The following is a 21,722-nucleotide window of genomic DNA, read 5'->3' on the forward strand; positions in this document are numbered from 1 at the left end:
CGAGGCGGCCCTCGTGCCCGCTCGACCGGCGTTTCGGCCTTGGAGCGTCTCTCTTCTGAGCGTCGCGTTGAAGGATTCGGCGCGCGCGTTGTCCGCTGAGCCGCCGATGGCGCTCATGGACTGGCGGGCGCCGACTCTGCGGCAGGCGTCAGCGAATGCTGCGCCGCTGGTCCACTGGGCGCCGTGGTCGGTGTGCAGGGCTGCGCCGTCGAGGCTGTGGCGGGTGCGTGGTGCGTGCCACGGCGGTCAGGGCTGCGCTGACGAGCTCGGTGCGCTTGTGGTCTGCGACGGCCCCTCCCGAGTTGGGTGCTGCGCAGGGGTGGGCGGACCGTGATGGTCGACACCGGAGCGGGCAACGGGCGCGAACGGCCGGGCATGGGCCCGTTCCACCACTCGCGGTCCGATGTCCTCGACCTCCTGGCGAGGGCCGGTGTTCGCCCGCAGGATGTGGATGTCGTCCTCAACACTCACCTCCACGTCGATCACGTCGGCTGGAACTCCGTGCTGCGACTCGCATCCGGCCGCCCGGTCGGACGCAGCACCGCGCCGGCGGTGAGGAGGATGCGAAACGGCAGGATGCGGGTGCCGGGATGTCGGGGAAGCGGGTGGCGCTGCGCTGGGCCGGCAGAGCGGGCGACGGCCTCAAGGCCACCGCAGAGGGGGGACCACCGCTGAGCTTGGGCTCAGGTGCACTTGTCGCACATGGTGGTGCGGTCGTCTCTGCCCACTTCGGCTGCTCCGGGGTCAGATGTCATGTGTGAGTGGTCCTGCGTCGTGCTCGTCGTCCATCGAAGTGGGGAGGTCGGCCTGCAGGCCGGCGATCAGGGTGTCGACCAGGAAGCTGAAGCTGCGGTCCACGTCACGGGGGAGCCCGAAACCGCCGGCACTTTCGAGGGTGGCGAACCCGTGCAGGGCCGATCGCAGGACGCGCGCAGCGTCGATTCGGTGGGTGTGGCGCAGAGGGAAGCCGGCGAGGACGTCGTACAGGACCTGCAGGCCCTCGTTGGCCACACGGCGATCCTCCTCCTCTTCGTCGGCCGTGGGCGCCCGTACGGTGGCGGTGTAGCGGCCGGGGTGGTCGAGGACCCAGCGGCGCCAGGTGTCGGCGCATGCGCGTACCGCGTCCGGGCCCGACCTGCCGACGGCGGAGCGGGCCACGGCCTCGGTGAGTTCGCGTTTGGCCTGGTTGGCGATGCTTCGCCGGAGGGCTTCCAGGGAGGCGACATGTTTGTAGAGCGACGGCGTCTTCACACCGACCCGCTCGGCAAGCAGGCCCATGGTCAGGCCGTCGAAGCCGACCTCGTCGACGAGGTTCGCGCCGGCGGAGACGAGGGCGGCGGGGTCGAGGCCGGCCCTAGGCACGGGCGTTCGCCTGCAGGAAGGCCAGCATCAGCGCAACCACTTCCTCGGGGTACTGCGCGTGCGGGTAGTGGCCCGCCCCGTCGATCGTCTCGAGGTGGCCCAGGCCAGTCGGCATCTCGGCCACGATCGCCTCGCCCTCGGCCTTCGGGTCCGCCCAGTCCGGGTCCAGCGAACCTTCGATGATCAGGGCCGGGCAGCGCACGTTGCCCAGCTGCGCTCCGGCGTCGGCCGGCGTCGACTGCATCATGCCCCGCAGCGCTTTCATACGCCCCGGTTCGCGCAGCATGGCGTCGATCGCCGCCAAGTGGGAGGTCCAGTCGGCGGGCTTGGTGCCCGGGTAGGCGAGGTCGAGGTACTTCTTCCAGGACGACAGGCTGCCCATCATCGTCCCGACCAGCCGGACCAAGCCCTTGCGGTAACCGCTGTTGCGCAGGTCGCCCAGCTTCGTGGCCTGCTTGCGGGTGAACGGCGCCAGTTCGACGATGCAGGTGATCAGTTCGGGCGCCTGGGCGGCCGCGATGGTGGCGGCTCCACCGGAGATCGAGTGCCCGACCAGCACGGCCGGACCGTCGAGGTGACGGATCACCGCGAGCAGGTCACCGGCGATGTCGGTGCGGGTGTACGAGGGCCACTGCGCGCTCGATTCGCCGGCGCCGCGCAGATCGACCGCGGCGACCCGGTAACCGGCGGCCACCAGCCGCGGCGCGACGAAGCGATAGGCGTCGCGGCTGTTGCCCATGCCGGGGGCCAGGACAACCAGCGGCCCCTCCCCGGTCACTTCGTACGCGATCGTACCGGCGCCGACGGTCAAGTACTCAGTCATGGCTGTCTCCGATTTCTACCAGCTACGCCGGTCTGCTAGCTGCAATAGCCATAAAGCTAATCCCATTAGCTTTGCCTGTCAAGATCGGCCCGGAATCACCACGATGCCCAGAGCGCGCGTACCGGGAGTGCGCACGGCGGCGGTCGCCGAGCCCCAGGGGCAGAGTGGTTCCGGGTCGCGGTCGCCCGGCAGGTGGCCTGGAGCGCGGGCGGAGGCCCTTCGCTGCTACCTGATGGAGTGTCGGCCGAGTCGGCAGGTGGTCAGCATGAGTCCTGAAGAACCCGGGGGATGCTGCCCGGACATGCGAATCGTTGTAGGGTGGGGAAACAGCACTTGACCTGCAAAAATGCAGGCAGGGAGCCTACGTCCAGGAGTACCTCGATGATGCGCACCATGTTCAAGTCCAAGATTCACCGTGCCACCGTGACCCAGGCCGACCTGCACTATGTGGGCTCGGTCACGATCGACGCAGAGCTGATGGAAGCCGCCGATCTGCTCCCCGGTGAGCTGGTGCACATCGTCGACATCACCAACGGCGCCCGGCTGGAGACCTACGTCATCGAGGGCGAGCGGGGCTCCGGTGTGATCGGGATCAACGGCGCCGCCGCGCATCTCGTGCACCCCGGTGACCTGGTCATCCTGATCAGCTACGCGCAGGTCGAGGACGCCGAGGCGCGCACGCTCGTTCCGAGCGTGGTGCACGTGGACGCGGACAACCGGATCGTCGCGCTGGGGAATGACGCCTCCGCGCCGGTGCCGGGTACCCCCACCGAGCGCAGCCCGCACGCCGTCCCGTCGGCTCGCTGACCGGAGCGCCGGAGCGCCGGAGCACGGGGCGTTGGAGCACCGGCGACGGTACGGGCTGGGAGCGCCTTCCGGAGTCGGCGCGCTTCCCTCCGCAGCGGGCCCGTTCGGGGCGCGGTCCGGGCGTACGAGGTGTGGTCCCGGCAGGCGCGGGCAGCCGCAGCGGGAGACGGTGGGGATGAGCCCCACTCGTACCGTTCGCACCATGGGAGGGCCGCGATGACCCAGCCGTACCCCGATCCCGTCCATCCGTCGCCCGTGCCGAGTCCGTCGCCCGTGCCCGGGCCGCCGGCCCCGGTGCCGACTCCGCCGCCGGGGCCCGTGCCGCCCGGCCCGGCTCCGGACCCCATTCCGCAGCCGCCGGCACCGGTTCCCGACCCGGTGCCGGACCCCGAGCCGTCCCCGCAGCCCGCAGGCTGATCCCGGGCGGCGGGCCTGTCCGACGCGGTGTTGGGCAGGCCCGCCCGGGCGCATGAACCCGTGAGCGCCCGCGGTCAAGCGGAAGCGCGGTGCGCGTCGCCCCCGGAGTCCGCACCGCTGCCGCCGTCCGCGCTGCTCCTGCCGTCCGCACCCCCGAGCCCCACCAGTGCGTCGGCATGTCCGAGACCGCTCTCCGCCGCGATCGATTCCAGCGTCTGGGCCTCGCGTACCGGCGCGAAGCGCACCCCGCCCCCTGCCGTCGTGCGGAAGCCGTACACCGCCGGCCTCGGCAGGCTGTTGTACGCCCACGGGGACGAGAAGTAGTAGGCCCCCGTGTCGTAGAGCACCACGAAATCGCCCTCGCGCAGTTCCGGCAGTTCCTGGCCGTACGCGACCACGTCCCCGGCGAAGCAGCAGGGGCCCGCGATGTCCTGTGCGAGCACGGGACCGCCCTTCGGCAGCCCGTCCGGCCCGAAAGCTCCGACCCGCAGCGGCCAGGACCCGGGCATCAGGACGGTACGGGTCGCGGTCTGCGCGCCCGCGTGGGTCTGGGCGATGCGCCGGCCGCCGGCGTCCTTCGTGTACTCCACCAGCGCCCCGATGAACCCGTTCTTCGCGAGCAGCGACCGGCCGAACTCCGTCACCAGCGCGTACCGTCCGTCGAACAGGTCCGGTACGGCCGTGCGCAGCGCGGTCACGTAGTCGCCGTGGGTGGGCCGCACCTCGTCGTCCGCGAAGTTCACCGGCAGCCCGCCGCCGATGTCCAGGCTGGTGACCCGGCGCTCGCCGAGGTGCGCGTTGATCTCCTCGGCCAGTCGGTACGTCTCCGCGACACCGGCCGCCATCAGGTCCAGTGGGCACCCCTGGGAACCCACGTGCACGTGCAGCCGGGTCAGCCAGGGGCGCTCGGCGAATGCGCGCACCACCGCCGCGCGGGCCCCGGGGTCCCGCAGCGCGACGCCGAACTTGGACGTGGCGGTGGCCGTGCTCATGGCGCCGATCGCACCGCCACCGACCTGTGGGTTCACCCGCAGCCCGACGGCCGAGGGGGAGGCGGACCGGCGCAGTGCGTCGATGCGGCGGAGTTCGTCGAGGCTGTCGGCGTTGACGGCGACCCCCAGCGCCAGCGCCAGCCGGATCTCCTCACGGGTCTTGGCGGGGGAGTCCAGCACGATCGTCGAAGGCGCGAAACCGGCGTCCACGGCCAGCCGCAGTTCCCCGGGGCTCGCCACCTCGCACCCCATGCCGTACGAGGCGAGCAGGCGCAGCACGGGGACGAGCGGCGACGCCTTCGCCGCAAAGGTGTGCAGGACCTGCGGGGTACCGGCGAATGCCTCCTGAAGGGCCTCGACCGAGTCCCTCACCCCCTGGGTGTCGATGAATCCGACGACGGGCTGAGACTCGCCGAGCAGGCCGTCGGCGACCGCACGCCGCACGGCATGGGCGAATTTCGGGGTGGTCGGCGGGCCGGAGGCGGAAGGCGTCTGGGTCATAAGGTGAGAATCGCCGATCGGCGGGGCCCGGTCTTTGTCGGCGGGGCCAAACCTGAAGGTCACACTTGTTCTACTGGTCAAGCATCGGGCAAACGGCAACAGAACGAACGAAAGTGATAGAAGGTACGGACGGGTCAGGGCCTCGTCGGGCTCTCAGAGACCGGGCTGGGCGGGGCTGGGAGGGGCTGGGAGGGGCGGGGAGGAGCCGGGAGGGGATGGGAAGCCCCGGCCGGGGGCCTCAGAAGCCGGCGGCGAGGCGGACGGCGACCGTCAGCAACAGCCGGGTGTCCGGGTCGTCCACATCCACCCCGTGCCGTTCCCGGGCTCGCCGCAACCGGTAGCGCAGGGTGTTGGGATGCAGTCCCAGGCGGCGCGAGGCGGCAGGGACGTCACCCGCCGCGTCCAGATAGGCGGCGAGAGAGCGGACCAGTTCGCCGCCGGCCGCGAGATCGGTACGCACCAGGTCGTGCACCGGACCTCCGCCCGCCTCCCACAGCGGCCGGACCGCGTCGAGCATGCGCCGCACGTCGACCACCGGGCCCAGCTCGCCCGCGCCCGCCCACCGCACCGGTGCCCGGTCGCCGCTCTGCCCCGCGTCCCGGTTGGCGAGCCGCTCGCGCAGCACCCGTACGACGAGGGACGCCTCCTCGCACGAGGCCGGGGCGCCGAGGGCGGAATCCGCCACGGCTCCCGCGCCCGCGAGCACCGGCATCCCGCCGGGCAGCGAGGAGGCGAGCGTGGCCAGCTCACGGGCGAGCCCCACGGCCTCCCGGTCCTTCCCGGAGCCGACGGACAGCAGGGCGAGCAACCGGTCTCGTTCCCGGAGAACCTGCACGTCGGGGCGGTACGAGGCGGCGTGCAGGGCCAGCACGTCGAGCGTCCGGTCCAGCGCGGGGGCCACCGGATCCGAGGCCGATACGGCGGCCACCGCCACGACCGCGCACGGCGTGCCGAGCGCCAGCCCCAGCGACCAGGCGTGGGTCCTGAGGTCTCCCTCTCCCCGTAGAAGTCCCCGGAGCGCGTGATCTCGCCGCCGCACCTCCCCGCTCTCCCGCAGCCGGTGGCGCACGAGGTGGGGTGCGGCCGTGGCGGCTGCGGACAGCAGTGCCTGGGCCGCACCCGGCAACAAGGGGCTGCCGTCCACCGCCACCCAGATAGAGCCGAGCACCTCCGGACCGCTGCGCACCGCGACGATCAGGCGCTCGGGACCGTCCTCGTCAGGCGGCCGGTGAATCACCTCGTGCGAGGTCCAGAGCGCGCGCATCAGGCCGCTGCGGCGCAGCTCGGCCACCCGCCACTCGGGGACCCGGCCGCCGAGGATGGTGGAGCGGCGGACCCCGTCCGCCTCGGGCCGGGTGGCGGAGTGGGCCAGCACCCGGAAACGGGTGTCCTCGATGGTGATTGCTCCACCGGTGGCCGCGGCGATCACCGCGGCGAGCGCGCCCAGCCCCCCGGGCGCAGGGTCGTCGGCCGACGGGTCCGCAGCGGCGCCGCCCGCCGCCTCGAACGCGAGGGCCGAGCGCAACAGCGTCGCCGTGTCCGTCCAGTCCGCCCAAGCGGCGCGGGCCAGTACGGCGATCCCGGCCTCCCGCGCGGCATCCAGGACCTCCGGCGCCGGGCCGGCGTCCCCGCCGTCGCGCAGCACCACGGCGCACGCCCCCTGCCGGGCGGCCCGTCGCACGGCGGTCGCGGCCTCCGCGGAAGCGGCGTCGGCACCCACGGCGAGCAGCAGCAGCCCCCGGGCCGACCCCGGTGCGCCGTTCTCGGCGAAAGCAGTGCCACGGACCGGGACGTCCTGTCCGGCGGGGGCGAGCAGCAACCGCAGGGCACCGCTGTCGTCGAACGTCAAGACGCTCCGCAGCGTGGCGCCGGGCACGCACGAGCCCGGTTCGGCCGAGGGGGCGGTGGCGGACGGGCCCGGGACACTGGTCATGGCACCGAGAATAGGAGGCGGCCCCCGAGCGAGATGAACGGCGTCGCTGCCCGGACGGCGTCGCTGCCTTCGGACGGCGTCGCGCCCGGACGATGTCACCGCCCGGATGGCGTCGGCCATCCTGCGGCAGAAGCCCCGCGCTCCACCGCCCCGCGCGCTTCACCGCCCGTCCTCATCGCCCTCCGGCCCCTACCGCCCCGCGCTCTTACCGTCCCGCGCCCCCCAGGACCGGGCGCGGGCTCACCGGGGCGGGGCCGAGAGTGGTCGAACCGGGGGCCGACCGGTGACCGAGGCCGGTCCGGTACGCGTCCAGGGCCGCCTCCGTGCGCCCCGCCCGGCGCAGCAGGTCGCCGAGCAGCCGGCAGATGTCCGCCAGGTCTCCGGCCGCTCCGGCGCGCTCCAGCAGAGCCAGTGCCTTGACGTAGTGCTCCTCGGCGGTGTCGGTCTCCCCGTCCTCCTCGTGGATCAGTCCGAGGAGCCGGTGGGCCCCGGCCGCGTGCACCGCCCCCCGGTCCGGCTGGAGTTCGCCCAGCAGCCGGTGGAGCAGGTCCTCCGCCTGGCGGGCCTTGCCCTGGCGGCGCAGCACGTCGGCGAGCTCCACCTCGACCTGGGCCGTGTAGAGGGCGGCCCGCTTCGAGGCCAGCATGTCCCGGGCGGCCAGCAGTTCGGTCTCGGCCCCGGAGAGGTCGCCGTCCTGGGCCCGCACGTAGCCGCGCATCCAGTGGCAGTGCGCCATCTCCGTACGGATCTGGAGCTGCTGGTAGATCTCCGCCGCCCTGGCCAGCGAGGCGTCGGCCTCGTCGGTACGGCCGGCGGCGATGAGGGACCGGGCCACACTGCGGTGCATGCCCGCCACCAGCTCCGGATCGTCGACCCGGGGAGCGAGCGCGAGCGCCAACTCGCCGGCCTGCGCCGCCCGCGCGTGGGCGCCCATGTCCATGTAGGGCGCGATGGACGCTGTGTAGAGGAGGAGCAGCGCGCCGGGATCGGGGAGACCGGACGCGTTCAGCTCATCGATCGTGCTCTCCAGCAGGTAGCAGGCGTACCTGAGTTCGCCCGCCAGCAGGTGCGCGACGGCGCGGCCCCGGACGGCCCGTGCCCGCTGGGAGAGCGGGGCGTCCGCGAGCAGGCGTTCGGCCGCCTCGAAGTGCCGCTGGGCGGTGGGGAGATCGCCGGTCTCCAGGGCGCATTCGCCGAGCCCCAGCGTCGCCGAGGCGCTCTCCTGGTCGAGCCCGAGCCGGTCGGCCTCGGCGAGCAGTTCGGTGAAGTCGGCCACCGCGTCCTCGGCGGCGCTCGTCGCCAGGGTGCGCTGCGCTTCGACCAGCCGCAGCCGGAGTTCGGTGGCGAGGTGGGCGGGCCGCCCGGTGGCCACCTCCTCGTAGCTCACGCCGAGCCGCTCCGCGAGGTGGCGGACGGCCGCTTCGGACGGCCGGACGCGCCCTGCTTCCAGAGTGGATATGTAGGCGGGGGTGTACGAGGGTTCAGCGAGCTCGCGCTGGGTGAGACCGCGCTCCGCGCGCAGCCGGTGCACGCGCCGGCCGATCGTGGCGGGATCGTCCACCGGTCCGCGTTCCGTCCGCCGCCCGGTCGGGCTCTTCTCCGCCACGTGGCCCCTCATTTCGCTTCGGTGGGCATCCCGACCGCGACCGGTACGGGAGACGAGTATCGACCAGAACGTCCCGGGGCGTCGGCGAGGGGTGGAGAGTCGGGGCAGTTGCCCGCTGAAGGACCGTTGTGTCGGACCTGTTGGTGCAATGTGCACTACACGACGGACGTAGGGAATGAAGGGGTGACGAGATGACGGGCGGGGCGGATCAGGCGATGAGCGGGATCACGCCCCGGGGGCGGCGGGCAGAAGGTGAAGGCCTGCCGGAAGTGCAGGTGGACGGCGGGTCACCGGGTAGCCGTGGTCGAGGTCCCGGTCGCCCGGTGCAGGCGTCGGCGCCGAGCACCGGCCGGTACGGGGCGCCGACTCCGGCGAACCGCCGGCGGGTCAGCCCGCGTCGACCTCGGACCGGTCGCCGCCCCACAGCGTATGGAACGTCCCCTCCCGGTCGGTACGCCGGTAGGTGTGGGCCCCGAAGAAGTCCCGCTGTCCCTGGGTCAGCGCGGCGGGGAGCCGCTCGGCGCGCAGCCCGTCGTAGTACGAGAGGGCAGCCGCGAATCCGGGTGTCGGCACCCCCTGCCGCGCCGCCTGGGCGACCACGGCCCGCCAGTCGTCCTGCGCCGCGCCGATCTCCCGGGCGAACTCCCTGTCGGAGAGGAGGCTCAGCAGTCCGGGACGGCCGGCGAAGGCGGCCCGGATGCGGTCCAGGAAAGCCGCCCGGATGATGCAGCCCGCCCGCCAGATCCCCGCGACGGCGCCCAGGTCGACGTCCCAGCCGTACTCCTCGCTGCCCGCCCGGATCTGGTGGAAGCCCTGGGTGTAGGAGACGATCTTGGACGCGTACAGCGCCTGCTCCACCTGGTCCGCGAACGACGCCGCCTCCGCCGCGGGCAGCGCAGCCGGGGTGGGCCCCGAGAGGTCACGGGCCGCCTCCCGCAGGTCGGCGTGGCCGGAGAGCGACCGGGCGAACACTGCTTCCGCGATGCCCGAGACGGGAACGCCCAGGTCGAGGGCGATCTGCACGGTCCAGCGGCCGGTGCCCTTCTGCTCGGCCCGGTCCTGCACGACGTCGACGAACGGCTTCCCGGTGGCCGCGTCCGTGTGGGCCAGCACCTCCGCCGTGATCTCGATCAGGTACGAGTCCAGCCGACCGGTGTTCCAGCTCCGGAACACCTCCGCGATCCGGGCGGGGGAGTAGCCCGCCACCGCGCGCAGCAGGTGATACGCCTCGGCGATGAGCTGCATGTCCGCGTACTCGATGCCGTTATGTACCATTTTGACAAAGTGGCCCGCACCGTCCGGACCGATGTGGGTGGTGCACGGTGTGCCGTCCTCGGCACGTGCCGCGATCCTCTCCAGCAGCGGGCCCAGCGACTCGTACGACTCAGCCGAACCGCCCGGCATGATGCTCGGCCCGTTGAGTGCGCCCTCCTCGCCGCCGGAGATGCCCGTGCCGACGAAGTGCAGCCCACGCTCCCGCAGCTCCTTCTCGCGGCGCCGGGTGTCCTCGAAATGGGCGTTGCCGCCGTCGATGATGACGTCGCCCTCCTCCAGCAGGGGGGCGAACTCCTGGATCACCGCGTCGGTCGGTTTTCCCGCCTTCACCATCACGACCAGCCGCCGGGGCCGCTCCAGGGCATCGACGAACTCCTGCGGCGAGTGCGCGGCGACGAAGTCCCCCTCGTCGCCGAACTCCTCCACCAGGGCGTCGGTCTTCGCGGTCGTGCGGTTGTGCACGGCGACCGTGAGCCCGTTGCGCGCGAAGTTGCGGGCCAGGTTGCGGCCCATCACCGCGAGTCCCGTCACGCCGATCTGAGCGGTGCCGGTCGGGGCGGTGCTGCTCGAGGTGGTGCCGGTCATGGGTGCTCCAGGCTCTCTCGGGAGTGGCTGTCTCAGGAGTGGCTGTCTCGGCTCGTCGCGTCGGCGTGCTGTCCGGCGTCACGGTACTCAGCGCTCTCTCGCGGTCGCGCGCGTACGGACTCTTGGGCCCTTTGCTGACCCCCGCACCCCGCGGTTCAACCGGTGCGGGCCGTCGGGGCGTCCGCGGACGGGGCCCCGGATGCGGCCTCGGAGTCGGTGGCGGTGCCCGTGGCGGGGCCGGGGGCAGGGGCGACGGAATCCGGACCGGAGTCGGGCGGGGTGGCGGGGTCCCATTCGGGGAGCCAGGGCTCCTCGTCGGGTACGACGTGCATGGCAGCCTCCTCGGCGGAGGCGGCGGCCCCGTCGACACCGACGTCGCTCGCGGTGAGCGTGGCCGGTACGGTCCCGTCCGCCTGCTGGGTGAGCCTGCCGGCCCGGTCCGTACCCACCTCGTCGTCCCACGGCTCACCCTCACCGTCGGCCAAGTCCCCGGCGCCGTCACTGTCGCTCGCGGCCACCTCCGGCCGCTCGCGGGAGAGCCTGCTGTCGAGCGACTCCCCGTCGTGCTGTTCGGACGCGGTGGTCCCCACGTCGTCCACGGCCCACGGCCGCTCGGGCGGCGAATACCCTTCGTCCAGTGCGTCGCTGAGGTCGGAGTCCTCGAGGGTGTCCTCGATGTCAGGTTGTTCGTCGGGGTCGGACGCCTCCTCCGGCTGGGGCTGATAGACGTCGTCCCCCCGGTCGGTGTCGCTCATTGCGTGTCCTCTCGCCGATGGCGGAGCCCTGCCGTCCCCTGCCGCCATTGCACTCCGGTCGCGCGCCCGCCGCAAAAGGAGGATCTCCTCGGACGCCGGGGCGGCGGCGCCACGGAGGCGGGTCTGCCCCGATCGCGGCCGCCGAAGCGTCGCACGCTCCCCCGCCCTGAGGCGCTGTACGGGGCCGGGGCGCCCGACGGGACGGCCACACCCTGCGAGCCGATCCCGCCACTCGGGAACCTCCCGCGATACCCGGAGCGCTGCCGGCACTCGGCACCTCTGTCGGCCGGTCGGCCTGTTTGTCGGTCGGCACGTCTCTTGCCCGGCACACGCGCCCCGGCTCCGGCGGACCGCACAGCACTCCTGTCCGGCCGCTCACTCCAGGATCGGCCGCCCGGCCGTCCGTCGCCACGGCAGGGCCGGGGCCCTACGGCCTGCCCCGGTGGACGGACCACTCGTCCGCCGTCACCGCCATCAGCGTCTCGTCGTTCCACACGCCCTCACGGAACTGGGCTCTCGGGCGGACGCCCACCACCTGGAACCCCACCTTCCGGTACACCCGGAGCGCGCGGTGGTTGGTGCTGTACACCTCCAGGGACACCCGCCGCAGGCCCAGCGACTCGAAGGCGTGCCCCACGACCAGGCGCGTCGCCTCGGTGCCCAGACCACGCCCGCGCCCGGCGGCCGCGATCAGGGTGCGGAAGCTGCAGCTCTTGTCGGCGGCCGACCACTCGTAGAGGACCACCTCGCCGACCAACTCGCCGGTGGCGCGGTCGGTCACCGCCAGGTCGAGACGGTCGTCCGGCGTGGTGCGCGAGCCATACCACGCACGCAGAAGTTCCGGAGTGAGCTCCGTATCCGGCTCGAAGGTGAACCGGACGACCTCGGAATCGTCCAGGATCTCGATCATTCGAGGGATGTCGTCCCCGGAGAACGGACGCAGCAGCGCCTTCTCCCCGACGAGTACCGGCTTGACGGCGAAACCGGACGGTGCGGAAGGCGTCATGTGTGCGGTCATCGGAGCATTTTCGGCGGACGGTGAGCGGGGCGGCAACCAGGTATCGGAGTCGCCGAGCGGGGTACCTGGCAGAGCCATGTACCGGGAGTCGCGGCGCACGGGCTCCGCTGCGGATGCCGCCTTCGGGCCCGGTGGCTCGATGCCGTTCCCGACCCCTCAGAAGTCGTAGGTGCCGTAGAACACCAGGCCGCTGGCGGCCGGGATCCCCAGGGCGGCGACCGCCCACAGGACGCTCGGCCGGGCGCGCGAATCCATGAAGGCGATTGCCAGCAGCATCAGCGCCGTGGGTACGAAGAGGAACATTCCCAGCAGGGCGCCCACCACGGCCCCGGCCAGCAGACTCGTCCCGACGATGAGGGAAGCCCACGCGAAGGGCTGCGGTTCGTCTCGCAGGAGAACGGGCACGGCCACCGGTGTCGCTGCGAGCAGGAAGATCCAGAACATACCGGTCGGCAGACCGATGGCCAGCCCGGGAAGCGTACTCGCCGCCGCGATGAGGGCGAGCACCCGCTGCGCCGTGCGGACAGGCCGGTCTTCCATGCGTACACCTCATAAGAAATGAACACGTTCGAATGTGAACATGTTCAAGTTACGGGCTTTCGGGGAGATTGCCAACTCCGTTGACGCGTGCGCGGGTTGCCTGCACGCACCTTGCTCCCTGCGGCCATTCACCGCCCAGCCGCGTCAATCGCCCTGATCCCGGTGTTGGCGCCCGGCCCGATTCCGTCGGCAGGATGAGGGCCCGGCGCGGTGTCGGCCGGACGACACCAGGGGGAGCAGCGATGCCAGTATTCACGACGAGGTCCGGAGCGGTACGGGGAGCGCCGGCCGGACGGTCCGCCTCCGTCACGGCGGTGCTCGGCATCCCGTACGCGGCACCGCCGTTCGGGCCCCGGCGTTTCCGAGGGCCCCGGCCGGCGCGGGGGTGGAGCGGAGTCCGCCCCTGCCTCACCTTCGGTCCGGTCGCCCCCCAGTCCGCCGAACTCCCGGGCGCGCCCGGCTGGAAGCCCGGGGACGAGGACGTCCTGACCGTCAACGTATGGACGCCGGGAGGGTCGGGTGGTTCGCTCCCCGTCCTGGTCTGGATCCACGGAGGCGCCTTCGCCTTCGGCTCCTCGGCCCAGCCCGACTTCGAGGGTGCCGCCCTCGCCGGGCTCGGCCTGGTGGTGGTGAGCTGCAACTACCGCCTGGGCTTCGAGGGGTTCGGCCATGTGCCCGGCAACGCCCCGGTCTTCCGGGGCACGACCGGTGACATCTGTCCGGACAATCGTGGACTGCTCGACCAGATCGCCGCCCTGGAGTGGGTGCGCGACAACATCGCCGCCTTCGGGGGTGACCCGGACCGGGTCACTGTGGCCGGCCAGTCCGCGGGTGCCACCTCGGTCGCCTGCCTCATCGCCATGGACCGTGCCCGCGGTCTCTTCCGGCGAGCCGCGCTGCACTCCGCCGTCAACTCCTGTGCCACGGCGGAGTCCGCCGCCCGCACCACCGAGGAGGTCGCACGGGCCGCGGGTGTCCCCGCCACCCGTGAGGCGCTCCTGACGGCCTCCCCGCAGTCCCTCGTCGCCGCGTCCGACGCCGTTGTCGAGGCGTGCCGTCGCGACCCCGCGTCCGGCCGCCGCCACCACGACCCGGCGATCTTCGGTCCGGTCGTCGACGGCGCACTGCTGCGCGCCGACCCGCTGACCGCGATGTTCGCCGGCGCCGGAGCAGAGGCCGGTATCGATCTCCTCGTCTGCCGCACCACGGAGGAGTACGCCCTGTTTGAAGCGGTCGGCAGCAGCGCCGACATCGCGACGGAGGCCCGGTTCGACGCGTTCGCCCGGGACTTCGGGCTCCCTGTCGCCCTGGTGCGGGGGTACCGGGACCGTGCGGGGGGAGCGTCGTTCCGTGAGACGTACCAGGCACTCCAGGGGGACCTGCTCTTCGCCGAGTACAGCGACCGGCTCGCCGAGGCCCACGCGAGGGCTGGCGGTACGGCCTTCCTCGCGCACTTCGACCGCAGGTCCGGCGGCTCTCCGGCCCGCCCGGTACGGGCGTGGCACTGCGCCGACGTCCCGTTCGCCTTCGGCACCCTCGACGACGAGGACGTCCACTTCCTCGTCGGAGGACCGCCGGGTGACGCCGACCGGGAACTCTCCGCGCGCATGATGAGGTCGTGGGCGGACTTCGCCACCTGTGGTGACCCCGGCTGGGAGAGGCTGGGGGAGGGGCGCGACCCGGGCGCGGACGTCCATCACTGGCGCACTGCGGGCGAGGCCGGAGGCCGTGGACCGTCCTCGGAGCGGGCGGAGTCCGGGGCGGCGCTGCGCGCTCTCTGGCGTGACGCGGGCCTGCCGATCCTGACCCCGTGACATCCGTATCGCCCGTAACACCGGTGGTGCAGGGGCCTCTTCGGGGGAACGCTCCGGAGCGGCGGGGCCGACCCGCCCGGCGGCGCGCTGTCGGTGCGAGGTGGGAGACTTCCCGGATGAGTCGATCACACCCCAAGGACGATCTTCAGTCGTCCCTCCAGGCCGCCCGTGACACCCTCCTGCGGAAGCTGGAAGGACTCTCCGAGTACGACGTGCGCCGACCCCTGACGCAGACCGGGACCAACCTGCTGGGCCTGGTCAAGCATCTCTCCGGAGTCGAACTGGGCTACTTCGGCCCGACCTTCGGCCGGCCCTCCGAAGAGCCCTTCCCGTGGCTCGACGACGACGCCGAGGAGAACGCCGACATGTGGGCGACCGAGGACGAGAGCCGCGAGGAGGTCGTCGCACGCTACCGACGCGTGTGGCAGCACTCGGACGCGACCATCGCAGCGCTGCCGCTCGACGCACCCGGCGCCGTGCCGTGGTGGTCCAAGGAGAAGCGCGAGGTGACGCTTCATCACATTCTGGTGCACGTCGCCACCGAGACGCACCGCCACGCGGGTCACGCCGACATCGTCCGGGAGCTCGTCGACGGCGAAGTCGGCTACAGGTCCCCGGGGGACAACCTCCCCACGGACGACGCGACATGGTGGAAGGAGTACGTGGAACGGCTGGAGCGGACCGCGAGGGCGTTCCGCACCGACCGGGGCTGAGCGGGACAAACCGTTCCTTCGACGGTGCCCCTCCGCGGGTGAGGTGTCCGCAGGGGCGCGGGTGCCTGGTCGCCGGCGCCGGGCCGGCCGTGAGGAGAGCCCCCGTGGCGGCGCGCGGCCCGTACGGGGGCGGCCCGATGTGGATGCTCTTGGTCCGGCGGGTCGTGCGGCACGCACCCCCAAGACGCCCCGCTGAGGTCATGGGTTCCACGCCTCCATCCCGGGCGATGACGGTGGACGCGTACGAACTGCCCCGGCAGAAGGCGGGTTTCGGCGGCACGGGCGTCCCTGCCGGCGAGCACCTGGATGAGCTCGTGCCACTGCCCTCGGGGCGGCCGCCGATCAATCCCCTGTGGGTTCTGCCCGGTCGAGTCGATCACTTGCTTGGCATGGACCTGACCTTTCCGCTGCATTAGAGTCGCAGACACGGCCTGAGAGCGCTCTCAATCCCCACCCCCACGTCCCGGGAGCGGTCTCGGACACCTGCTGTTCCACCCCCACACATCGGAACACCAGAAGGGCACTCCCTTGAGACACCTGACCACCCTGCGCGCCGGCCTGTCCGCGCTCCTCGTCGTCGGCGCCTGGGCGACCATCGGCCCTGCCTCGGCCTCGGCGGCCGATGGCGCTCTCCCCGCGTCGGCAGCAGCGACCGCCGCAACTCCGCAGCCCGCCTCGGACGGCCTGCTCACAGCGATGAGCAAGGACTTCGGCCTGACGCCCGCACAGGTGAAGGCCCGGCTCGCCGCCGAGAAGACCGCCACCGCCCGGGAGCCGGCCGCGCGCCGCGCTGCCGGAGCCTCGTACGGAGGGTCCTGGTTCGACGCCGGGACCGGCAGGCTGACCGTCGGGGTCACCGACGCGACGGCCGCCGCCGCCGTCCGGGCGGCGGGCGCGGACGCCAAGCTCGTCCCGCACACGCAACGGGCCCTCGACCGGGCCAAGTCCAGGATCGACGGGCTCGCCGCGCCCGACGGGGTCGCGAGCTGGCACGTGGACGCCGAGGCCGGGTCCGTCGTGGTGAACGTCGTCGCCGCTTCGGCGAAGGACGAGGAGGTCCGCTCGTTCCTGACGGAGGCCCGAGAAGCAGGGCCGGTGACGGTCCGTCACACGGCACGTGCGCCGCAAACGTTCTCCGCCGGCACGGTGGGCGGTGACCCGTACTACACGGGCAACGTCCGCTGTTCCATAGGATTCTCGGTGTACGGAGGGTTCGTCACCGCCGGACACTGCGCCCAGGCCGGCGCGGCGGTCCGGGGCTGGGACGGATCGGCCATCGGGAACTTCCAGGGCTCGACCTTCCCCGGTGACGACTACGCCTGGGTGAACGTCGCCAACGGCTGGTGGACGGTGCCGGTGGTCCTCGGCTGGGGCACCGTCTCCGACCAGCTGGTACGCGGCTCCGCCGAAGCGCCGATCGGTGCCTCCATCTGCCGGTCCGGCTCGACCACCCACTGGCACTGCGGCACCGTGCTCGCCAAGAACGAGACGGTCAATTACAGCCAGGGCGCCGTTTACCAGATGACGAAGACCAACGTCTGCGCCGAAGGCGGCGACTCCGGCGGCTCGTTCATCAGTGGCGACCAGGCCCAGGGCGTCACCTCGGGCGGCTGGGGCAACTGCTCCACCGGCGGCGAGACCTGGTACCAGCCGATCAACGAGATCCTCAACCGCTACGGCCTGACCCTGCACACGGCCTGACCCTGCACACGGCCCGACCCTGCACACGGCCCGAGGCTCACGCACAGTGGTCCCGCACTCCCCGCACAACCCGGCGGGAAGTGCGGGACGACCCCCGAGCCGGGCGGAGCCGGACATGACGAGGCCCCGGCCGCGACGGAGAACCGTCGCGGCCGGGGCCGCTTCCGGAGGAGTGACGTCAGGCGGGGTCCGCCACTCGCCCGGAGGACAGTTCGCGGATGATCTCCGCGTAACGCCTTCCACTGGTCTTCACCGTACGGCGCTGGGTGTCGTAATCGACGTGAACCAGTCCGAACCGCTTGTCGTACCCGTAGGCCCACTCGAAGTTGTCGAGCAGCGACCACGCGAAGTAACCGGCGAGCGGCGCCCCCTTGGCGACCGCCCGGCCGCAGGCGGCCAAGTGCTCTTCCAGGTACTTCGTGCGCTCCGGGTCGTGGACCGACCCGTCCGCCGCGACGGTGTCCTGGTAGGACGAACCGTTCTCCGTGACGTAGATCTTCTGAGCGCCGTACTCCTCGGTCAGGCGCAGCAGGAGCTGCTCCAGGCCCTCGGCGTGGACCTCCCAGTCCATGTACGTGACGGGGGCGCCGGGCACCGGGACCTGCCGGGCGTGGGGGACGGGGCCCGACTCGTCGGCGGTGACGACCTGGCGGAAGTAGTAGTTCAGGCCGAGCCAGTCGAGGGGGGCCGCGATGGTTTCCATGTCGCCGGGCTGCACCGGCAGTTCGACCCCGTAGAGGTCGAGCATGTCCTGCGGGTAGCCACGGCCGTGGATCGGGTCCAGCCACCAGCGGTTGGTGTGCCCGTCGGCGCGGACGGCCGCCGCGATGTCGGCGGGGCTGTCGCTCGCCGGCTCGATCGGGCTGAGGTTGTTGACGATGCCGACCCGGGCGCCCGGCGAGGCGGCCCGGATCGCCTGCACGGCGAGGCCGTGGCCGAGGTGGAGGTGGTACGAGGCGCGGACGGCGGCCGTGAGGTCGGTCAGACCCGGCGCCATCTTGCCTTCCAGGTGGCCGATCCACGCCGAGCAGAGCGGTTCGTTGAGGGTCGCCCAGTCCTTGACGCGGTCGCCCAGGCGCTCGACGACGGCCGAGGTGTACGCCGCGAAGTGCTCGGCGGTCTCGCGGACGGTCCAGCCGCCGCGGTCCTGCAGGGCCTGCGGGAGGTCCCAGTGGTAGAGCGTGGCGAAGGGGGTGATCCCGTTGTCCAGGAGTCCGTCCACCAGCCGGTCGTAGAAGTCCAGGCCCTTCTTGTTGACCGGGCCGTCACCGCCGGGGACGATACGCGGCCAGGCCAGCGAGAAGCGGTACGCGCCCGCGCCGACCTCCTTGATCAGGCCGATGTCCTCGGGCACCCGGTGGTAGTGGTCGCACGCCACGTCGCCGGTGTCGCCCCCCGCCACCTTCCCGGGGGTGTGGGAGAAGGTGTCCCAGATGGAGGGGGCGCGGCCGTCCTCCGCGACGGCTCCCTCGATCTGGTACGAGGCGGTGGCCACTCCCCAGGTGAAATCGGCCGGGAGGGCGTTGAGGTCGTTCACGGACTGCCTTTCTGAGATGGTCACTTGACAGCGCCCGCCGTGAGACCGGCGACGAGGTAGCGCTGGAGCAGGAGGAACCCGGCGACGACCGGAACACTGACGACGAGCGAGGCCGCCATCACCTGGTTCCAGTAGACGTCGTTCTGGGTGGCGTACCCCTGGAGCCCCACGGCGAGGGTTCGGGTGGCGTCGTTCGTCATCACCGATGCGAAGAGCACCTCGCCCCAGGCGGTCATGAACGCGTAGACGGCCACGGCGACGATACCCGGCACGGCCGCCGGCACGACGACCCGGAAGAGCGCGCCGAGCGGACCGCAGCCGTCCACCTTGGCGGCCTCGTCGAGGTCCTTCGGGATGGCGTCGAAGTACCCGATCAGCATCCAGATGGAGAAGGGGAGCGAGAACGTCAGATAGGTGAGGATGAGACCGCCGCGCGAGCCGTAGAGCTCGATGCCCGTGGTCTTGCCGATGTTCACGTAGATGAGGAAGAGCGGCAGCAGGAAGAGGATGCCGGGGAACATCTGGGTCGAGAGCACCGTGATGGTGAAGACCCGCTTCCCCCGGAAGGCGTACCGGCTCACCGCGTACGCCGAGAACACCGCGATGATCACCGAGGCGACCGTGGCTGCGCCCGCCACGATCAGCGAGTTCCCGAAGTACTTCGCGAGCGGGACGGTCGACCAGATGTCGATGTACGGCCGGATGGTGATGCTCGACGGCAGCCAGTGGAACTTGCCGGACACGTCCTGGAGCGGCTTGAGCGAGCTGCTGACCATGACGTACACGGGCAGCAGGACGAAACCGGTCAGGAGGGTCAGCACGATCCGGCGGGTCCACACGAAGGACGCCGGAGCCGCCATCGGTGAACGGCGCTTGTGAGCGATGACGCTAGACACCGGAACCCTTCCTTTTGCGTGAGGTCAGCAGCAGGTAGACGGCCGTCACCAGCAGCAGGAAGAGCAGGAGGAGGACGGACATCGCCGAACCGGTGCCGAAGTTCCAGGTGACGAACGACGACTGGTAGATGTGCAGCGAGATGAGGTCGGCGTTCTCCGGTGCCGCGCGGCCGAAGAGCACGAACGGCGTGTTGAAGTCGTTGAAGGTCCAGAGGAAGAGGACCAGCACGAGGACCTGGTTGACCGGCCGCAGCGACGGCAGCGTGATCTTGCGGATCTGCTGCCAGATGCCGGCGCCGTCGATGGACGCGGCCTCGTAGAGCTCGTTCGGGATGTTCTGGAGCCCGGCCATCAGGATGAGCAGCGCGAACGGCCACCCCTTCCAGACCGAGACGACGAGCAGTGCGATGAAGCTGTTGTCGCCGATCAGCCAGAACGACGGCTGGTCGGTCAGCCCCAGCTGGTCGTGCAGGACGTGGTTCACCAGACCGTTGTCCCGCTGGAACATGAACGCCCAGGTGATGACGGCCGCGTAGACCGGCAGCGCGTACGGCACGAGGAAGATGGCCCGCAGCACGCCGCGGCCCCGGAAGTTCTCCTGGAGCATGATCGCGGCGGTCACGCCGAACAGCCAGGAGAGGCCGACCGCGAAGAAGGTGAAGACGCAGGTGACGAAGAAGGAGTGGAGCAGCGCCTTGCCCAGGGGGGCGTCGAAGTCGACGGCGACCTGGTAGTTGTCCAGTCCGATCCAGGGCGCGTTGCCCCAGTTGCTGATGAAGAACTGGGTGAGCTGGCGGAAGCTCATCACGATCCCGACGATCATCGGGATCAGGTGGACGAGCAGTTCGAGCAGGATCGCCGGGAGGAGCAGGAGATAGGGCAGTCCGCCGTTGCGGATGCGGTCGGGGATGCGCGGCAGTCTCCTGCGCGCACCCCCGGTGCCCCGGCCCCCACCGCTGTCCGACTTACCGACCCGGGGGTCGGCGGTCACGGTGGAAGTCATGTTCGGTGCCTCACTGCCCCATGGTCTGCTGGGCCTTTTCGAGGGCCGCCTTGACGGTCTCGGTGGTCACCGGCTTGCCGGCCGCCGCGTCGGCCCACAGGTCCTTGACCGCGGTGCCCACGGCCGTCTCGAACTGGGACTCGTTCGGCACCTGCGGGAGCGGGGCCGCGCTGGTGGACAGGGTGTCGCGCAGGACGGAGAGGTCCGGCGCGCCGAACGCCTCGTCTGCCTGGGCCGCCTTGACCGGCGGGATCGCCCCGTAGGTCTTGTTGAGGAGCTTCTGCTCCGCGTCGCTCGTCATGAACTTCACGAACTGCTTGGCGCCGTCGATGTTCTTGGTGTTCTTGAACACCGCGATGTTGATGCCGGCGACCATGGAGTTGGTCTGCGCGCCCTGGCCCGGGGTCCCGGACGGGACGGGCACGGGGGCGACGCCCCAGTCCTCCGGCTTCATGCCCTGGGCGGCGAAGGTGGAGGCGGCGGCCTGCCACAGCACCATCCCGGTGCGGCCCTTGGCGAAGTCGGTGAGCGACTGGTTCTGCGCGTACTCCGCGTTGCCGGGAGCGATGATCTTGTCCTTGGCCATGAAGTCGACGTACTGCTTCACGGCGGCGACGGCACCGTCCGAGGTGAAGGTCGCCTTGCCGGAGGAGTCGAAGAAGTCGGCGCCGTGCTGCTTGCCGAGGACGAACACCTGGTGGATGTTGTTGGAGAGGTTGCCACCCTCGGCGCCCAGGCCCCACTTGCCGTCCTTGGACAGCTTCTTGCCGTCGGCGACCAGTTCGTCCCAGGTCTTCGGCGGCGTCGCGATGCCCGCGTCGGCGAACATCTTCTTGTTGTAGTAGAGCGCGTACGACAGCGAGTACAGCGGCACGGCGGCGGGGTCCTGACCCTCCGCACCGGCCGAGGCGACCGCCGAGTCGACGAACCGGTCCCGGCCGCCGATCGCGTCGAAGTTCTTCGCGTCCCACGGCAGCAGGGCGCCGGACGCCTGCAGCGAGGCGGACCAGGTGTTGCCGATGTTCAGCACGTCCGGGCCCTGACCGGACGTGGTGGCGGCGAGGATGCGGTTGAGGAGGTCGGACCAGGGAACGACCTCCAGCTTCACCTTGATGCCGGTCTGCTTCTCGAACTTCTTCAGCTCGGGAGTCAGGATCTTCTTGTCCGCCTCGACGTTCGGGCCCTGATTGGAGGCCCAGTAGGTGAGCGTCTTCGGCGACTCGTTGCTGCCGCCGCCCGAGTCGGACCCGCCGCCGCAGCCGGTGACTCCGGCGGCGATGGAGATCGCGAGGGTGACGGCTGCGGCGGCTCTGATGTTGCGCATACGGGATGGCCCCTTTCCGGGGATGGCTGCGTCCGGGAACCGAACGGCCTCCATGACTTAATTTATGTCGTGATCTAAGAGCTGAAGGAAGGTCGCGTCAAGGGGTTGGACCGGGGTATG

General features: G+C 71.5%; 17 protein-coding genes and 1 pseudogene. 5 read left to right on the forward strand and 13 right to left on the reverse strand.

Translation table 11 applies throughout. The features are described from left to right. Nucleotides 1-294: 294 nt before the first annotated feature. A pseudogene (locus tag ACFYPN_RS28205) lies at nt 295-675 on the forward strand (MBL fold metallo-hydrolase); the annotation flags it as partial. A gap of 69 nt (nt 676-744) precedes the next feature. Here the strand turns inward: ACFYPN_RS28205 and ACFYPN_RS28210 are convergent. Then, nucleotides 745-1,362: a WHG domain-containing protein gene (locus ACFYPN_RS28210; RefSeq protein ID WP_358765777.1), complete on the reverse strand. Its 618-nt coding sequence runs from the start codon at nt 1,360-1,362 to the stop codon at nt 745-747. Beyond that, nucleotides 1,355-2,185 (reverse strand): alpha/beta hydrolase, encoded by an 831-nt coding sequence (locus tag ACFYPN_RS28215; RefSeq protein ID WP_358765775.1) that lies wholly within the window; start codon nt 2,183-2,185, stop codon nt 1,355-1,357. The genes ACFYPN_RS28210 and ACFYPN_RS28215 overlap by 8 nt, the downstream gene beginning before the upstream one ends. Before the next feature lie 381 nt (nt 2,186-2,566). Between ACFYPN_RS28215 and panD the strand changes: the two genes are divergently transcribed. Continuing rightward, entirely contained in the window at nt 2,567-2,992 is a 426-nt protein-coding gene (gene panD, locus ACFYPN_RS28220) for an aspartate 1-decarboxylase (RefSeq protein WP_358765773.1), read from the forward strand. Nucleotides 2,993-3,483: 491 nt separating this feature from the next. Here the strand turns inward: panD and ACFYPN_RS28225 are convergent, their stop codons facing one another. The 7 genes from ACFYPN_RS28225 to ACFYPN_RS28255 form a co-directional block, all read right to left on the reverse strand. Then, nucleotides 3,484-4,902 carry a diaminopimelate decarboxylase gene (locus ACFYPN_RS28225; protein ID WP_389302062.1) on the reverse strand — a complete coding sequence of 473 codons (1,419 nt, stop codon included), beginning with the start codon at nt 4,900-4,902 and terminating at the stop codon, nt 3,484-3,486. 238 nt (nt 4,903-5,140) lie between these two features. Further along, the gene (locus ACFYPN_RS28230) at nt 5,141-6,835 is read right to left on the reverse strand and encodes a helix-turn-helix domain-containing protein (protein ID WP_358765769.1); all 1,695 of its coding nucleotides are present in this window, start codon (nt 6,833-6,835) and stop codon (nt 5,141-5,143) included. A gap of 205 nt (nt 6,836-7,040) precedes the next feature. Continuing rightward, nucleotides 7,041-8,396 carry a tetratricopeptide repeat protein gene (locus tag ACFYPN_RS28235; RefSeq protein WP_358765781.1) on the reverse strand — a complete coding sequence of 452 codons (1,356 nt, stop codon included), beginning with the start codon at nt 8,394-8,396 and terminating at the stop codon, nt 7,041-7,043. Between the two features lie 432 nt (nt 8,397-8,828). Further along, nucleotides 8,829-10,301, reverse strand: coding sequence for an NADP-dependent phosphogluconate dehydrogenase (gene gndA / locus ACFYPN_RS28240; RefSeq protein WP_358765767.1), 1,473 nt, complete (start codon nt 10,299-10,301; stop codon nt 8,829-8,831). A gap of 155 nt (nt 10,302-10,456) precedes the next feature. Next, complete coding sequence (locus tag ACFYPN_RS28245) at nt 10,457-11,056, reverse strand: DUF5709 domain-containing protein (protein ID WP_358765765.1); 600 nt, start codon at nt 11,054-11,056, stop codon at nt 10,457-10,459. A 427-nt stretch (nt 11,057-11,483) separates the two neighbouring features. Further along, on the reverse strand, nt 11,484-12,074 hold the full coding sequence (locus ACFYPN_RS28250) for a GNAT family protein (RefSeq protein WP_358765763.1): 591 nt from the start codon (nt 12,072-12,074) through the stop codon (nt 11,484-11,486). Between the two features lie 156 nt (nt 12,075-12,230). After that, the gene (locus tag ACFYPN_RS28255; RefSeq protein WP_358765761.1) at nt 12,231-12,614 is read right to left on the reverse strand and encodes a hypothetical protein; all 384 of its coding nucleotides are present in this window, start codon (nt 12,612-12,614) and stop codon (nt 12,231-12,233) included. Between the two features lie 242 nt (nt 12,615-12,856). On the opposite strand from ACFYPN_RS28255, the gene ACFYPN_RS28260 reads away from it, so the two are divergent. From ACFYPN_RS28260 to ACFYPN_RS28270, 3 genes are all read left to right on the forward strand, one after another. Next, nucleotides 12,857-14,428: a carboxylesterase/lipase family protein gene (locus ACFYPN_RS28260; RefSeq protein ID WP_389302066.1), complete on the forward strand. Its 1,572-nt coding sequence runs from the start codon at nt 12,857-12,859 to the stop codon at nt 14,426-14,428. Between the two features lie 116 nt (nt 14,429-14,544). Next, nucleotides 14,545-15,141 (forward strand): DinB family protein, encoded by a 597-nt coding sequence (locus ACFYPN_RS28265; protein ID WP_358765757.1) that lies wholly within the window; start codon nt 14,545-14,547, stop codon nt 15,139-15,141. Between the two features lie 528 nt (nt 15,142-15,669). Next, nucleotides 15,670-16,842 (forward strand): S1 family peptidase, encoded by a 1,173-nt coding sequence (locus tag ACFYPN_RS28270; RefSeq protein WP_389302069.1) that lies wholly within the window; start codon nt 15,670-15,672, stop codon nt 16,840-16,842. 178 nt (nt 16,843-17,020) lie between these two features. On the opposite strand, the gene ACFYPN_RS28275 is transcribed toward ACFYPN_RS28270, so the two are convergent. From ACFYPN_RS28275 to ACFYPN_RS28290, 4 genes are read right to left on the reverse strand one after another with little or no spacing between them, the layout of a single operon-like run. Then, nucleotides 17,021-18,379 carry a GH1 family beta-glucosidase gene (locus ACFYPN_RS28275; protein ID WP_389302174.1) on the reverse strand — a complete coding sequence of 453 codons (1,359 nt, stop codon included), beginning with the start codon at nt 18,377-18,379 and terminating at the stop codon, nt 17,021-17,023. 20 nt (nt 18,380-18,399) lie between these two features. Continuing rightward, a complete protein-coding gene (locus ACFYPN_RS28280; RefSeq protein ID WP_358764645.1) occupies nt 18,400-19,239 on the reverse strand; it encodes a carbohydrate ABC transporter permease in 840 nt (279 codons plus the stop codon). 28 nt (nt 19,240-19,267) lie between these two features. Further along, entirely contained in the window at nt 19,268-20,278 is a 1,011-nt protein-coding gene (locus ACFYPN_RS28285; RefSeq protein WP_358764636.1) for a sugar ABC transporter permease, read from the reverse strand. Nucleotides 20,279-20,288: 10 nt separating this feature from the next. After that, a complete protein-coding gene (locus ACFYPN_RS28290) occupies nt 20,289-21,602 on the reverse strand; it encodes a sugar ABC transporter substrate-binding protein (protein ID WP_358764634.1) in 1,314 nt (437 codons plus the stop codon). Nucleotides 21,603-21,722 lie beyond the last annotated feature (120 nt).

This window comes from Streptomyces sp. NPDC005576, assembly GCF_042871745.1.
In the GTDB taxonomy this organism is placed as follows: domain Bacteria; phylum Actinomycetota; class Actinomycetes; order Streptomycetales; family Streptomycetaceae; genus Streptomyces.

Coding starts and splice junctions, on each gene's coding strand:
- ACFYPN_RS28215 (WP_358765775.1), bottom strand. CDS start 2,185: ATGACTGAGTACTTGACCGTCGGCGCCGGTACGATCGCGTACGAAGTG.
- panD (WP_358765773.1), top strand. CDS start 2,567: ATGATGCGCACCATGTTCAAGTCCAAGATTCACCGTGCCACCGTGACC.
- ACFYPN_RS28225 (WP_389302062.1), bottom strand. CDS start 4,902: ATGACCCAGACGCCTTCCGCCTCCGGCCCGCCGACCACCCCGAAATTC.
- ACFYPN_RS28230 (WP_358765769.1), bottom strand. CDS start 6,835: ATGACCAGTGTCCCGGGCCCGTCCGCCACCGCCCCCTCGGCCGAACCG.
- gndA (WP_358765767.1), bottom strand. CDS start 10,301: ATGACCGGCACCACCTCGAGCAGCACCGCCCCGACCGGCACCGCTCAG.
- ACFYPN_RS28245 (WP_358765765.1), bottom strand. CDS start 11,056: ATGAGCGACACCGACCGGGGGGACGACGTCTATCAGCCCCAGCCGGAG.
- ACFYPN_RS28250 (WP_358765763.1), bottom strand. CDS start 12,074: ATGACCGCACACATGACGCCTTCCGCACCGTCCGGTTTCGCCGTCAAG.
- ACFYPN_RS28255 (WP_358765761.1), bottom strand. CDS start 12,614: ATGGAAGACCGGCCTGTCCGCACGGCGCAGCGGGTGCTCGCCCTCATC.
- ACFYPN_RS28260 (WP_389302066.1), top strand. CDS start 12,857: ATGCCAGTATTCACGACGAGGTCCGGAGCGGTACGGGGAGCGCCGGCC.
- ACFYPN_RS28265 (WP_358765757.1), top strand. CDS start 14,545: ATGAGTCGATCACACCCCAAGGACGATCTTCAGTCGTCCCTCCAGGCC.
- ACFYPN_RS28280 (WP_358764645.1), bottom strand. CDS start 19,239: ATGGCGGCTCCGGCGTCCTTCGTGTGGACCCGCCGGATCGTGCTGACC.
- ACFYPN_RS28285 (WP_358764636.1), bottom strand. CDS start 20,278: ATGACTTCCACCGTGACCGCCGACCCCCGGGTCGGTAAGTCGGACAGC.
- ACFYPN_RS28290 (WP_358764634.1), bottom strand. CDS start 21,602: ATGCGCAACATCAGAGCCGCCGCAGCCGTCACCCTCGCGATCTCCATC.